The organism is uncultured Paraglaciecola sp. (assembly GCF_943787955.1).
Lineage (GTDB): Bacteria > Pseudomonadota > Gammaproteobacteria > Enterobacterales > Alteromonadaceae > Paraglaciecola.
Map to the genome: position 1 here is coordinate 143,095 of NZ_CALSOK010000015.1, position 14,583 is coordinate 157,677.

Annotated in this window: 15 protein-coding genes; 2 read left to right on the plus strand and 13 right to left on the minus strand. The window is 40.4% G+C overall.

Going from position 1 to position 14,583, the window contains the following annotated elements; all coding sequences use genetic code 11:
• The first annotated feature begins 125 nt into the window (after nucleotides 1-125).
• Both Q0Y52_RS14980 and Q0Y52_RS14985 read left to right on the plus strand, forming a co-directional pair.
• Nucleotides 126-1,076 carry a LysR family transcriptional regulator gene (locus Q0Y52_RS14980; RefSeq protein ID WP_297822964.1) on the plus strand — a complete coding sequence of 317 codons (951 nt, stop codon included), beginning with the start codon at nucleotides 126-128 and terminating at the stop codon, nucleotides 1,074-1,076.
• 105 nt (nucleotides 1,077-1,181) lie between these two features.
• Nucleotides 1,182-3,386 carry a malate synthase G gene (locus Q0Y52_RS14985; protein WP_297822966.1) on the plus strand — a complete coding sequence of 735 codons (2,205 nt, stop codon included), beginning with the start codon at nucleotides 1,182-1,184 and terminating at the stop codon, nucleotides 3,384-3,386.
• 115 nt (nucleotides 3,387-3,501) lie between these two features.
• Here Q0Y52_RS14985 and Q0Y52_RS14990 read toward each other — a convergent pair whose 3' ends face one another.
• The 13 genes from Q0Y52_RS14990 to Q0Y52_RS15050 form a co-directional block, all read right to left on the minus strand.
• Entirely contained in the window at nucleotides 3,502-4,518 is a 1,017-nt protein-coding gene (locus tag Q0Y52_RS14990) for an NAD-dependent epimerase (protein ID WP_297822968.1), read from the minus strand.
• A 15-nt stretch (nucleotides 4,519-4,533) separates the two neighbouring features.
• Nucleotides 4,534-5,811, minus strand: coding sequence for a Vi polysaccharide biosynthesis UDP-N-acetylglucosamine C-6 dehydrogenase TviB (tviB, locus tag Q0Y52_RS14995; RefSeq protein ID WP_297823052.1), 1,278 nt, complete (start codon nucleotides 5,809-5,811; stop codon nucleotides 4,534-4,536).
• A gap of 390 nt (nucleotides 5,812-6,201) precedes the next feature.
• Entirely contained in the window at nucleotides 6,202-6,624 is a 423-nt protein-coding gene (locus Q0Y52_RS15000; protein WP_297822969.1) for a hypothetical protein, read from the minus strand.
• Nucleotides 6,625-6,664: 40 nt separating this feature from the next.
• Nucleotides 6,665-7,312, minus strand: coding sequence for a nucleotidyltransferase family protein (locus Q0Y52_RS15005; protein WP_297822971.1), 648 nt, complete (start codon nucleotides 7,310-7,312; stop codon nucleotides 6,665-6,667).
• Nucleotides 7,309-8,112, minus strand: coding sequence for an HprK-related kinase A (locus Q0Y52_RS15010; protein WP_297822973.1), 804 nt, complete (start codon nucleotides 8,110-8,112; stop codon nucleotides 7,309-7,311). Before Q0Y52_RS15010 ends, Q0Y52_RS15005 begins: the two co-directional genes overlap by 4 nt.
• Before the next feature lie 44 nt (nucleotides 8,113-8,156).
• Nucleotides 8,157-8,417, minus strand: a complete 261-nt coding sequence (locus Q0Y52_RS15015) for a hypothetical protein (RefSeq protein ID WP_297822975.1) — start codon at nucleotides 8,415-8,417, stop codon at nucleotides 8,157-8,159.
• A gap of 68 nt (nucleotides 8,418-8,485) precedes the next feature.
• Entirely contained in the window at nucleotides 8,486-9,247 is a 762-nt protein-coding gene (locus Q0Y52_RS15020; protein WP_297822977.1) for a hypothetical protein, read from the minus strand.
• Between the two features lie 167 nt (nucleotides 9,248-9,414).
• The gene (locus Q0Y52_RS15025; RefSeq protein ID WP_297822979.1) at nucleotides 9,415-10,185 is read right to left on the minus strand and encodes a serine protease; all 771 of its coding nucleotides are present in this window, start codon (nucleotides 10,183-10,185) and stop codon (nucleotides 9,415-9,417) included.
• Nucleotides 10,186-10,675: 490 nt separating this feature from the next.
• Nucleotides 10,676-11,035 (minus strand): hypothetical protein, encoded by a 360-nt coding sequence (locus tag Q0Y52_RS15030; RefSeq protein ID WP_297822981.1) that lies wholly within the window; start codon nucleotides 11,033-11,035, stop codon nucleotides 10,676-10,678.
• A gap of 61 nt (nucleotides 11,036-11,096) precedes the next feature.
• Complete coding sequence (locus Q0Y52_RS15035; RefSeq protein WP_297822983.1) at nucleotides 11,097-11,252, minus strand: hypothetical protein; 156 nt, start codon at nucleotides 11,250-11,252, stop codon at nucleotides 11,097-11,099.
• A 484-nt stretch (nucleotides 11,253-11,736) separates the two neighbouring features.
• Nucleotides 11,737-12,984: a UDP-N-acetyl-D-mannosamine dehydrogenase gene (wecC, locus tag Q0Y52_RS15040; protein ID WP_297822985.1), complete on the minus strand. Its 1,248-nt coding sequence runs from the start codon at nucleotides 12,982-12,984 to the stop codon at nucleotides 11,737-11,739.
• Nucleotides 12,985-13,113: 129 nt separating this feature from the next.
• Entirely contained in the window at nucleotides 13,114-14,238 is a 1,125-nt protein-coding gene (gene wecB / locus Q0Y52_RS15045) for a non-hydrolyzing UDP-N-acetylglucosamine 2-epimerase (RefSeq protein ID WP_297822987.1), read from the minus strand.
• 36 nt (nucleotides 14,239-14,274) lie between these two features.
• Nucleotides 14,275-14,517, minus strand: coding sequence for an acyl carrier protein (locus Q0Y52_RS15050; protein WP_297822989.1), 243 nt, complete (start codon nucleotides 14,515-14,517; stop codon nucleotides 14,275-14,277).
• Nucleotides 14,518-14,583 lie beyond the last annotated feature (66 nt).

A 14,583-nucleotide genomic window follows, 5' to 3' on the forward strand; every position in this document is an offset into this window, starting at 1 on the left:
GTTCACAGACCCTTTCAAAATAACTATAAACAACTGTTTTCATTAAAAAATTTAATATCTGGAAAAGATAGCCAATCCTGATAACATTCTAATACGATATTACTTTTCACAACGAGATAATAACCATGAATATTGCTAAGGTAGATTTAAACTTATTGGTTTATTTAGATGTATTGCTCAGGGAAGGCAGTGTGACTAAAGCAGCAAACCAATTAAGTATTACTCAGCCTGCAATGAGCAATGGCCTGAGAAGACTAAGAGACTTATTCAAAGACCCACTACTGGTGCGCACCAGTGACGGCATGACCCCAACCAAACGCGCTTTAGAATTAAAGCCTATTATCCGAGAAGTACTGTCTACACTTGAAACAACAATCCAACCTGAAACTGATTTTAGCCCACTTAAAAGTGAACGAACATTTAGGATAATGGCCAGTGATTACGCTGAATCGACCTTATTAATGGAAGTCATCGGCAGGCTAATGAAACAAGCCCCTAATGTTACCCTTGATTTAATAACTCCTAGCGATGTGACATTTCATGATGTAGAGCATGGTAGGGTTGATATGGCAATCAACCGGTTTGAAGAACTACCTCTTTCGTTTCACCAAAAGGTGGTGTGGTATGACACGTTCTCTTGTGTGGTGAATAGCCATAATCCCATTGTGCAAAACTTTAATCTGCAGCAGTATTTAGACAACAAACATATATGGGTCAGTAAAACCGGCTTTGGGGTGGGCGTAGGTATCGATCCCAAAGAAGTACAAAAATTGGGTTGGGTGGATGCTGAGTTGACAAAAATCGGTAAACAACGGGATATATGTGTCTTTACTCGTCATTATCACGTTGCCTTGCAATTAGCCAAAGCACAAAATTTGATCGCAACTTTACCCAGTAAAGCGGCTAATATGTATAAAGACGATCCGGAAATCGAAATACTCACACCTCCATTTGATATTCCTCCCATTGCATTAAAAATGGCATGGAGTGCTTTGCTGCAACACGACGCTGGACATATCTGGCTTAGAAGATTGATTGCAGAGGTGGGGGCAGAACTGAGTGGTACACAAAGTTAATTTTCTGTGTGAATGGAAAGAATAACCTACATAAATCAATACGTATGATATTGACAAGGTAAACTGGGGCTATTGTGAATTATCAAAAAGTGAAATATACAACTCATGCAGCCCCCGCACACCCCAGAAACCCCACAAGCCACACAAGTGCAATATATTCAAAAAGGCCGATTAAAAGTTGCTAAACAGCTAGAACGGTTTATCACACAAGATGTTTTACCCGGTGCAGAGCTATCAGCTGATGATCTTTGGGCAAAGTTTTCCGATACTCTGCCTGAACTTTTGTCTATCAATCAAAAACTTTTGGAAAAAAGAGTCAGCCTGCAACAACAAATAGATTTATATTGCAGCCCAAGACAATCTATTAATATTCAAGAGTACAAAACCTTTCTTACCGAGATTGGTTACTTGCAAGCTCAGCCAGATGACTTTCACATCAATACCTCAAATGTCGACTCAGAAATTGCCACCATGGCGGGCCCTCAGCTAGTGGTGCCCATCAACAATGCTAGATTCGCCTTAAATGCAGCCAATGCTAGATGGGGCAGTCTGTATGACGCACTTTATGGCTCAGATATTATCGAGCAAACCCCTAGCAGCAAAACCAAAGGTTACGACGCCATTAGAGGGCAAAAAGTCATCGACTATGCCAGAAAGTGGTTAGATGTGATTGCGCCACTCAAAACGGGTAGCCATATACAAAGCAAAGGTTACACAATTGATAACGGCAAACTATTCATCACCTTGGCAGACGAGTCATTAGTCGGTTTAAAAACACCAGAACAGTTCGTCGGCTTCCAAGGCGCGATAGGAAAACCCAGCTGTATTCTCATTAAACATAATAATATTCATGCCGAAATTCAATTTGATCAAGATAGCGTGATTGGCCAGCAAGATACCGCGCACATCAAAGATGTATTTTTAGAGTCCGCATTAACCACTATTATGGACTGCGAAGATTCTGTTGCGGCGGTAGATGCAGCAGATAAAACCTTAGTGTACAAAAACTGGTTAGGCCTTATTAAGGGCGATTTAACGGCCACAATAACCAGCAACAGCAAGCTCATAACACGTCGTTTAAATCCAGACAGAGAATATCTATCAGCAGCAGGAGACACATTGAGTCTTTCAGGCAGAAGCGTGATGTTTATTCGTAATGTTGGGCACTTGATGACAACAAACGCCATCTTGTTTGATGATAAACCTATTTACGAAGGGATCATGGATGCCCTAGTCACCAGTTTAATATCCAAACATGACTTACTGGGTAATGGTATTTTCAAAAATAGCCAGGCAGGCAATATTTATATCGTCAAACCCAAAATGCATGGGCCGGAAGAAGTCGCCTTTGCTGATTTGTTATTTTCTAAAATGGAATCGGTGCTCAGTTTACCCAGCCACAGCCTAAAAATAGGCCTAATGGATGAAGAAAGGCGCACCAGCCTGAATTTAAAAGCGTGTATACAAGCAGCTAAGGATAGAGTGGTATTTATCAACACGGGCTTCTTAGACCGCACCGGGGACGAAATACACACATCTATGCACCTAGGCGCTTTTGCTACCAAAGCCACCATCAAAACACGGCCTTGGTTAAACGCTTATGAACAATCCAATGTGGTTAACGGTATAAATTCAGGGTTGTCTGGCAAGGCACAAATTGGCAAAGGCATGTGGCCCATCCCCGATAACATGGCAGATATGATGCGAGCAAAAATTGCCCATGTACGCTCTGGAGCCAACACCGCGTGGGTGCCCTCGCCTACTGCTGCCACATTACATGCATTGCATTATCATCAAGAAAACGTGTTCGACATCAGAATGAATATGACGGGCCAAGACGATAGTTTACTAGAGAAAATGTTAAATATACCGCTGCTCAAAGATGAAAAATTAACTTCTGAGCAGATACAACGTGAATTAGACAATAATGTACAAGGAATTTTAGGTTATGTAGTGAAATGGATAAATCAGGGAGTAGGTTGTTCTAAGGTGCCTGACATCAACAATGTTGGGCTAATGGAGGACAGAGCCACATTAAGGATATCGAGCCAACATATTGCTAATTGGTTGCTGCATAAAGTGGTAACAAAACAGCAAGTTGAGAACTCAATGTTAACCATGGCTAAATTAGTGGATGGGCAAAATGAGGGGGATGACGAATATATAAGCATGACACCTGACACCTCCGAATCTGTTGCCTTTCAAGCCGCTCATGAACTGATATTTAAAGGTAAAAATCAGCCCAATGGTTATACTGAGCCTTTATTGCATGTAAAACGACAAGAATTTAAAAAAAGAGCGATACAATAATAAAACCTAAAAACTGCCAGTGAAAATTTTTGATACTACAATCAGACTTAAGTTTATATCAATAAAAAAGCGCTTATCTAAGCGCTTTTTTATGAGTTATATTTAGCAAATAAGCCTAAACCTTGTAGTACTCTTTATACCAGTTAACAAAATTTCCAATACCATCTTGTATTGTAGTTTCAGGTCGATAACCAACATCTGCGACCAAAGCTTCTACGTCAGCATAAGTATCTGGTACGTCTCCTGGCTGCAGTGGAAGCAATTCCTTTTCAGCTTTCTTACCCAGAGCATTTTCTAAGGTTTCAATATAATCCAGCAATTCAACAGGCGACTGATTGCCTATGTTATATACACGCCATGGAGCTTTGCTCGTACCCGGATCGGGAGTTTTACCATCCCAGTCTGGATTACCTTGAGCCGTGTTGTCCAAAGTGCGAATAATGCCCTCGACAATGTCATCGATATAGGTAAAATCACGTTTATGTTTACCGTAATTAAACACTTGGATCGGCTTTTCATCCAAAATCGCTTGGGTAAACAAGAACAAAGCCATATCGGGACGTCCCCAAGGTCCATAGACAGTGAAGAAACGTAAGCCTGTTGTTGGTAAATTATATAAATGGCTATAGGTATGCGCCATTAACTCATTGGCTTTTTTACTTGCTGCATATAATGATAAGGGATGGTCTACATTGTCGTGCACAGAAAACGGCATATCTTCATTTGCCCCATACACTGAACTTGAAGAGGCATAGACCAAATGTTGAACCCTATTATGTCGGCATCCTTCAAGAATATTCACATATCCGATTATGTTTGCATCGATATAAGCGTGAGGGTTTTCTATCGAATACCTGACTCCTGCTTGCGCGGCAAGATGCACTACTTTATCAAATTTATGTTCGGCAAAAAGAGTAGGTATGCCTTCTCTATCTTCTACATCCATCTTGATAAAAGAAAAATTAGCGGCATTCTTATGCTGCTTGACTCTTTCTAAGCGAGATAGCTTAAGATTAACGTCGTAATAATCATTAATATTATCCAGCCCAACAACTTCGTCCCCGCGCTCTAGCAAATATAGGCTAACATGTGATCCTATAAACCCTGCCGCGCCTGTCACTAATACTTTCATTTTAAGTTTCCCAGCTTAAAGTCGAATATCGACAATTTTTTTGTCAAAGATGTATTTCAAATCAAAAATCACACAGTTTCCTTTGCCTAATTCGCACAATTTTTCAGTGCCCCAGCCCCTAAACTCGTCATGGGCAACAGCGGCGATTATCGCGTCGTAACCTCCGGTTCTGGGTGCGTCCACCAAACTAAGACCATATTCAGCTTCTACTTCTGGACTATTTGCCCAGGGATCATAAATGTCCAAATTCACATGATAGTTATTAAGTTCGGTAGCAATATCCACCACCTTAGTATTACGAATATCTGGGCAGTTTTCTTTAAAGGTAAAACCTAACAACAAAACATTAGCGCCATTGACCATGATTTTTTCGTTAAGCATCTTCTTGACTAAACGGCCGACCACATATTCGCCCATATTGTCGTTTAGACGTCTACCTGCCAAGATGACTTGAGGGTGATGGCCTAGCTCTTCTGCTTTGTGGGTAAGGTAATAGGGATCAACCCCTATGCAATGGCCTCCAACCAAACCCGGGCGAAAAGGTAAAAAATTCCATTTACTGCCAGCCGCCTCAAGCACCTCTTCGGTATCTATCCCTATACGATCAAAAATCATTGCCAATTCATTGATAAGGGCAATATTTAGGTCTCGCTGGGTGTTTTCAATCACTTTGGCAGCTTCTGCCACCCTAATAGATGAGGCTTTATGTGTACCTGCGGTAATAATACTCAAATAAAGTTGATCAACTTTCTCAGCCACTTCAGGTGTTGAGCCAGACGTCACTTTAACAATCGTTTCCAAACGGTGCTTTTTATCACCTGGATTGATCCGCTCTGGGCTATAGCCCGCATAAAAATCCTGATTAAAGACCAAACCAGAAACCTGCTCGATAATAGGAATACAGACTTCTTCCGTTGCGCCTGGATAGACTGTTGACTCATAAATAACCGTGGTGCCCGGTGAAATCACCTTGCCGATCATCTCACTGGCTTTACGCAGCGGTGTTAAATCTGGCTGTTTATTTTTATCTATCGGTGTTGGAACGGTCACAATGATATAGTTGCAGCCAGCAATATCGGCTGGATCACAACTGAAAGTCAAATTCACCACACTCTTCAATTCTTCGGGAGTCACTTCAAGGGTATGATCTTGTCCCTGATTGAGCTCGTCAATGCGAGCAGTATTAATGTCAAATCCCAAGGTCTGAATTTTTTTACCAAATGACACTGCCAATGGCAAACCAACGTACCCCAAACCAATAATGGCTAGATTATTTTCTGCAGATATTGCTATCAAGGTTATCCCTCCTATGTATAACTATTCCATTGTTTGAAACAAGAAGTTTGCAAACAAATTATTCCCTTAGACTATCTAATATATACTGCCTGTTTTAACAACAAATGAGTAGAGATTTTAAGGCTGTTTTGCATCCTACATATCCTAAGCCAATAATTGCGAGTTTATTATTACTTTAAGTAGCCAAGTTGGTAACTTTCATACCCATTTTTATGACCTAGTGCACAATCGGTGAATGCTACAATTTTATTGTGTAATAGATTTCACACTCAAAGTGCATGTATCTTGCTTTTTCTCACTACAAAATAGTAGTATTTCAAAAAATACCGTCGAAATTAATGTTAAATATTCAAGGTCTTAGTCAAAACTTAGGCAGATTGCAATTCGCTATAATTGTTTAGAATCCAGTTGATGTTTGCCCAATACTTGGTCTAACAATTGGTGATACATTTTCACTACAAAGTGTTTAACTAGCACCGTCTTCGGCATTTTCACCCAATGACCACGGAAATAGGCAACGGAAGATGCAAAATGCTGTCGATTCAAAGAAATCAAAGGATGTTGAGGAAGAATAGCATTGACGAAAATATGTTTTGCCCAGATTTTTTGAGGCCAAGATAACTGATTATCATGCAAAGCAATGCTCACATACTCAGGCGCGTCAAAAGAGAATATAGTTTCAAGTGCTACCAAACAATACTGTAATTCCACAAGAAAATGTGACTGTCGAGCAAGTACAGTAATATCTTTCCAAAAAGATTCGTCACTATGCTCTTCGATTAATCTATAAATATCAAATAAGTCGCGCATACCACTGCTGAAATTTTCATTCATGAAGAGGTGGATAATGCTATGCATCACTGTTTGAGGAATTTTTAAAACCGCAAAATTGTCTGCCGTAAACCTCTAGCTCATTTATAAACAGCTCTATTTTCGGCGATCTGCCACTTATTGGAAGATACAGATTATGGTGAACATCAAGAACTGTACCTCTAAAAGGATGGATCAGAGGCGGAATTTCGTGTGCCCATTGACGGTAATATTGTTCATCGTATTGGGTTAGTTTCTCAGAATGCCAATTTTGTGACAGCAATAAAGATTCACAACTGTCTAATTCTTCAACTTTGACCAGCACGTCAATGTCCGAACAAATTCTACCTTGGCTATTTCTGCTGCTTCGCAATGTATAATTTGCCCCTTTTAAGAAGATTGGGGTAACGCCATTTTTTTCGAGCAATTCTTGCAGTAATAATGCTTCGTAAAATATTTGCTTAGATTGACGTCTTGCATAGATGCTCGCTGAGTATAAATGCCTTTGCGCAAACTCAGGGTAATGCTCAAACACAGCTGTTTCCAGTGCCAAGTGGTAGAGTGTGGCGAGTAACTTTTCCTCTCTAAGCACCAAAATAACAGATTGCCAAGTATCCAGATCGAATCGGAGCCCCCTTTTGGGTTCAAGCAAAACAGCGGAGATAGCATGATGTTGCAATTTTTTCATCGAATAACATCTTCCGCCAAAAATTCTGCCAATTCAGGTAATGAATTGTATTCGACCTCAAACAATGAGGCTTTTTGAGTCAATTTACCCACCACGCCAAAAGCGTCTTGCCCAAGCACAGTGTAATTAAAAGCATGTGTACTCATTGCCTCAAACGCCTGCAACTGATTACAAGTGTATATAGCTAAGTCCGTTTCTTTTTTATATTTAGGAAACACAATACCTACGATGTCGGCTGGCTCCAGTTTTGTATAGCTTAGCCAATCGATGCCTTTTAAATGCGACACATCACCTTTCTGAGTATCTTTACACACAGGGGTCATTTGAGCTTCTGGATGAAGTGTTTTTATAATAGAAATGGAATCATTTTTTAGACATACGGGGCGATAAAGAGGAGAAACCTTTTGGTTTTCAAGGTCGATAATTGCCATTTCATCAGAATACAAAGTCCATCCATTCAGACTCAAATAGGCGGTTAGTGTACTCTTGCCTGAGCCCGGAGAAGCAGGGAAAATGATAGCCTGATTATTTTTAACCAAAACCGCAGCATGCACGATGAGTCTTGAGAAATCATGAGCGGCAATACACCAATTCATCCCCCATTCCAATAACGCATAGGCTTGGGACAAGGGCAAAGGCTTAAAAGGCGCGTGAATGTCGCTGTAAAAAGTAATTTGTGGCTTGAGAAACCGTCTAACCAAAGAATCCCTGCGCAGTGAAATAGTAAAATCTACCGGCCGGTCTTGATCCGTAGCATCACCGTAGATATTTGAAACTATTGCGACAATCGGCTTGGGCAAGAATCTAGCGAAAATTGGTACAATCCTGTATTAACAAACACCGATCATTCCTGAACACATTCGATAAACCGGTTAGTCAACAGCCATTTTAAATGAATACTGGCCCCATGTTCCTTAATTTCAAACAGTTCGTTGAAAAGCGTGGCAGAAAATCGTTTAGAACTAAGGATATTTTGCACTGTACTATAATCTGATTTTGTAGCGATAAACACGCTATTGCCAGAAATATCGTTATAAAGGGCCACTCCACTGCCATCGGCCATGGCAGTAGATAAACAATGATTAGAAAAATAATACTCAGACACTAGCAACAGTTCGCATGTTTAGATGTTTAGATGTTTAGATGTTTGCAATATCATTCACCGATATCTTATTAGACGCAATTTGCTGATGTATAGTCAGTTGCAGATTCATTAGTGAGGTTAAGAAGTGCATTGAGCTGGTCAGTTGCAATTGGGTTGCCTTGATTTTCCTGCAGAATTACGTAGAGCAAAATATCGTTGACAAGTGCATTTGCTTTGACTAGATCACGCTCGTCCTGAGCACCGTAAAAACCAAAGTAGGAATTCAAAAATACTGCCGCCAATTTTCTCTCTAGTTGAGTACCATCAGCTAAACTTGTGAAAAGGGTGATTTGTGGACTAGGAAATAATTCTGTCGCTAGCGCCATGTTGTTATTATCCATCACATACTGAATCTCGACTCGGTAGCATTCTCTTTGAGTATCTCCACTTATACTTGTAAAGCCGTCGATTGGGTTGTTGTTATTGATGTTTTCGTACACGTTTTGCCACCAAGCCCGAATTTTCCCCGGCGGCAACGAAGGCACCGGACAATCATGGCGGCCTGTATTTTGTGATAGATTTCCTGACATAGCGCCAGATACGGAGCATGCGCCCCAAACAGATTGGGCAGGAAGACTGACCAAGACTGCTCCGGAAGCTGATTTTTTCAGAAAACTACGACGTTTCACGACCGAAGTGTTTTCTATTTCACTCGTTTTTTTATCATCACTCGAAGACAAGACTGTCGGAACTGCTGAGCCGACCAATAAACGTCTTTTAGGGGTAATAGAATTTATGCCTTCTATTTGCACAGACTCTGCATTTTTATCAAAATTGGATTTCTTTGTCATTGTATTTCATCCCTTATAAACAATGAGGCTAATTCATTCTGCTAAATTTTAAGTAAACGTTCAAACCATTTGACAACATCCAGCAATAATCAAGCCTTTATATACACACCTGATTTGTATGGAAATTAATTTTTATACTTATCTAAACTGTAAAAAAAATTGACACTTTACAAACTAATCCCTTTACTTTTCGCAAGCATTTTCAAATACCTTACAGGTATCGCATAAGTAATACCACTAGGATTAGTGATCGCCGCTTCTTTTGTTTGTTGCACGAATACCTTGTTAATTATGGCAACCACCCTGCCATTATTCAACTCATAAACAGGGCTACCACTATTTCCTGGGAAGGCAGTTGCATCAAGCTGATAGACAAAATAAGGTTCTTTAAGTCTTTTCATCATCGCTATACTGATTTTACTCGCATTAATACTCGGGGTAGCAACGGGTGTGTATGCGGCAATCACACCTCTATGCGTCGCGGGGTAAAGACCTAACACTGCTCCAATTGGAAAACCTGTAAACGCTACGTCCGTTCCATCCTCGACTTTTCGGGGCATCTTTAGTTCTAGGGGAGGCACTCTCGTTTTTATCTTTAAAAGTGCTAGATCATGAGCCGGGTCAGTGGCAATAATCTCTGCAGGGCTAACTGAATTGTTTTTACCTGAACCGATGAAAACAACAAGCTGTTGCTTGCTGTCTGGATCAAGATCCAAATCAACGACATGATAATTAGTGGCGATAATCGTTCCATCAGCAATGGCAAACCCGGTTCCTCTTAATTGATTGCTGGGCCGTCCTATTGGATCATATATACCGATCCCAACAATCGAGGGCTTAATTTTGCTAACTACCTGAGAAATATCATGTGCATGACATGTCATTGAAAAAAACATATAAATAATTACATATTTGAGAAAAACTTTAGTGACTTCCATGCCCTCTCCATTTTTAAATCCAAGGTATATAATTACAATAATCTGAACCATATACAGAAGCGCGCAACATAGTCAGTTATTTTTACACTAATCACCGTTGCATCTTGCTCTTAACTCTAACGCCAAAAACATAAACGTGACTAATCTTAGTATTATTTGGCAAATTCAACTTTGAAGTGCTTAACCCTAAGCAGCTATAGCCACCATATGTTCAGCCATTAATTTGGCTGGCGTTTTATAATTTAGTTTCTTTCTTGACCTATCATTGAGATTGACTACAACATCCCAAACGGCTGATTGCAATAACTTTTTAAAGTCTGTTGATTTCGGTCAATATTGTCGTAATAGACCACTGGCGTTTCCATTCAATGCTCGTTTCCACGAACGATAATGGTCGGCAAAATAAACATCACAATGCAAATTCTCAGTCATCTTTTCATGGTACGCAAGTTGTTTACCATTATCCGTTTTGATACCGAGTATGGCTCCTTTAAACGGTGCTAACAAGGCTATGGTGGCTATTTTTACTGTTTTTACTGATTTGTGTCATCAATACGTGTCGAAACGGTAAAGCTCTTTTTCTGCTCTGTAATCGTGACCGGTGCGCCATTGTGTCATTGTGCCCTTTGCCGATAACTAAATATCTCCCAATCACCGTTCTACTTTTATCGTCAACAACATGTGGGCGCTCATCAATACTTATGCGGCTCTTAATACCCCCTCTACCAAGTTGTTTATCCTTACTACGTGATGGATAAGCTTTACTTTTTCTACGCAAATGTTGGAATAAGTTGCCACCACATTGCTTGTCAGACCAAATGTGCCGATAAATGGTTTCATAGCTAATCACGATACTCAGGTCTTCCCTAAGGCAGCCAAATTTTTGCTCTCAACTCCATTACTCAACATTTTTAATTTAATTCGATTTTACTGCATAGTAATGACAGGTACTGAAACAACAACAACAACAACGTACTCTGGACGTTCGATTCAGTAAAATTAGCTTTATCTGGCATATTTATGCCAGTATCAAACTGTTCAGCAAAGTAATAGACCTGTTGCAGCATGGGGACAACGCCATCATCAGAGCACCACTTTTCAGAGCTTTTAACATCTCCTTATCAGCATAGTGCAACGTCCCAGAGCTTTTAACAACTCCTTGTCAGCATAGTGCAACGTCCCAGTTTAAAATATACTTTGCCAAGTGACAGCCGAAGTGCAACATTTTCTGGCGCAAGCTTTATGACGTTTTTTAATTGAATTATGGCTAGATCAGGATTGCCATCCTGATCTAATTGATTAGAACTGGTAATGGACTCTTCAGTGGTTTTTTGCCCAAAAGCAACAAGGCTTATCGTTGATGCTGATAAATAAGTAATTTAGAAAATGTCGTATTGTACCTAACCTGATGTGATGGCCTACTCCCATTCTGATTGTTTTGTCAAACTCAATCATGGCACATTGATGCTGTAAGGTGGGAGGATATCATCACATTAGATTACATATTATTCTCTCTATAAAAGTTATTCACTGCCTAGTGTTATATACAGACTATAGATGGGCAAATAAGCCCCGTGTATCTACAACCACTTTGGTATTTACGTCATTTATGCTAAGCGCCTTAAACGCCTTGTGATCCACTAAAACCAATAATACATTGGCTCTCTCAAGTGCTGCTGTAAGACTCACTAACTCAACATCTTTTTCTGCCAATTTTTCAGGCAATTGCTGAATATTGGGTTCTACCGCTAAAATTTCACCAATATTCATTGATGCCAAATTATGGGTTATATCCAATGCTGGGCTTTCACGCAAATCATCAATATCAGGCTTAAAAGCGAGTCCTAAACAGGCAATCACTGGGCGTTTAAATTCGTCGGCCGCCGCTTTAACTTTATTAACAACGTATTGTGGTTTACTGTCATTTATTTCTCGAGCGGTACGAATAATCCGAGCCGACTCAGGCGCAGAGTCCACAATAAACCAAGGGTCAACCGCAATACAATGTCCACCCACGCCGGGGCCAGGGCTGAGTATATTAACCCTAGGATGGCGATTGGACAAAGCGATAAGCTCCCAGACATTTATTTTCAGCTCGTCACAGATGATAGATAATTCGTTAGCAAAGGCAATATTCACATCGCGAAATGAGTTTTCGGTTAACTTGGCCATTTCTGCTGTTCGTGCATTGGTGGAAATACAATCGCCGCGCACAAATACTTTGTAAAGCTCTATGGCCTTTTCAGCACATTTAAAAGACATGCCTCCAATAATTCTATCGTTTGACACCAACTCTTCAAGCACTCTACCTGGCAAGACCCGTTCGGGGCAATGCGCCACATACACATTAGGTTCCTGGCTGGTTTGCCCTGGAAAATATAGATCAGGGCGCAGTTCCTGAAGCCATTTGGAAAGCTTCTCGGTGGTACCCACTGGAGAAGTGGATTCGAGGATCACCAAATTGCCTTTTTCCAAAACAGGAACAATGGCTTTAGCTGCTTTTTGAATAAAACTCAAATCCGGTTTATGACCATCTTTAAAAGGCGTAGGCACAGCGATCATGAAGGCATCAGCTGGCTCTGGTGTCAAAGAAGCACGTAACTTACCCATAGTTACCGCAGCTTGCACTACCATATCCAAATCAGGTTCGACTATATGAACTTTGCCTTGGTTAATGATATCGACCGCTTTTTCTGAAACATCGATGCCAATGACTTCGATACCACGTGAAGCGATGACGGCGGCTGTTGGTAATCCTATATAACCCAATCCAATAACTGAAACTTTCTTAAACGCCATTTTAATTCCTTATTAAATTCATCTCCGATAACACAAGGGTCACAATAAAATACTACTATCAATATTCAAAACAACAATAACAAAACTTCCGTGCCTTTGTGGTTATATTCTTAATTGGCTATCTATTTTTTAGCCCTTCAAAATAATATCTGCGATCCGCTGACAGGCTTTGCCATTCCCATACGGGTTGTGGGCAAAGGACATTTTTTCGTAAGCCTGTTTATCAGTAAGCAGAGCCATAGACTCATTAACAATACAATCGTAATCCGTGCCCACTAACTTAACAGTTCCTGCATCAACTGCCTCTGGTCGTTCTGTTGTATCGCGCATAACAAGTACGGGTTTACCCAGTGAAGGGGCTTCTTCTTGTACACCGCCACTGTCGGTTAAGATGATATATGCCCGACTCATCAAATATACAAAAGGCAAGTATTCTTGGGGTTCAATAAGAAATACATTTTCAACATTATGCAAAATACGATTAACCGGCTCCCTTACATTGGGATTAAGATGCATAGGATAAAGTACCTGTACATCCGCTTGCTGGGCAAGTGTCCGCAAGGCCTGACAAATGTTTTCAAAACCATCACCAAAGCTTTCTCGTCGGTGCCCCGTGACTAAAATGAGTTTCTTACTAGGATCGAGAAAATCGAATTGCGCTGACAGTTTGCTGTTAAGAGCCTTATCTGTCCCAATACGCTTTTCCACTTGAACAAGTGCATCGATGACAGTATTACCCGTGACGTAAACATCAGCGGCATCGACGTTTTCAAGGGAAAGGTTGTTCTGAGCTTTTGTGGTCGGCGCGAAATGGAATTTGGTGAGAGAGCCTGTTAATTTGCGATTCATCTCTTCCGGCCAAGGACTATAAATATTGCCAGTACGCAAGCCTGCTTCTACATGCCCCACTGGAATACGTTGATAAAATGCGGCCAGCGAAGAGGCAAAAGTAGTAGTGGTATCACCATGTACTAACACCAGATCCGGTTTGCTTGTTTCCAATACACCTTTGAGGCCTATAAGGGCTTTAGTGGTAATGTCGTATAAGTCTTGACCTGGTTGCATCAGGTTAAGATCATAGTCAGGCTTTAATTCAAATAAATCGAGAACCTGATCTAGCATCTCTCGATGCTGGGCAGTGACACAAACTTCTACATTGAGCCCTTTTCTACTTTTCAATTCCAACACCAAAGGTGCCATCTTAATTGCTTCAGGCCGGGTACCGAATACCAATAATACTTTGTTAATACTCACAACATTTCCTTAATTTCCAAACCGACAACACAAAGGTTATATTTTTTGCTCAACAAAACTACAAAGCGTGCCAAAACTTTCAAATACCTCAGCACTAATTTCGTCATCATCCACTTCAATACCGAAACTCTCTTCAATAGCAGTTAAAACGGTTACCACAGCCATTGAATCAAATTCTGGAATAGAACCCAATAAAGGGGTTTCCTTATCCATATGACTATCACTGGAAAGTTGCAGAGCTTCAATTAATATGTCTTTCACTAAAGCAACTATATTCATTCTATTACTCCCTGTATTATTACTTTTTGTTGTGGACAGAGTTTGTCTCAATTGTCATTATACTTA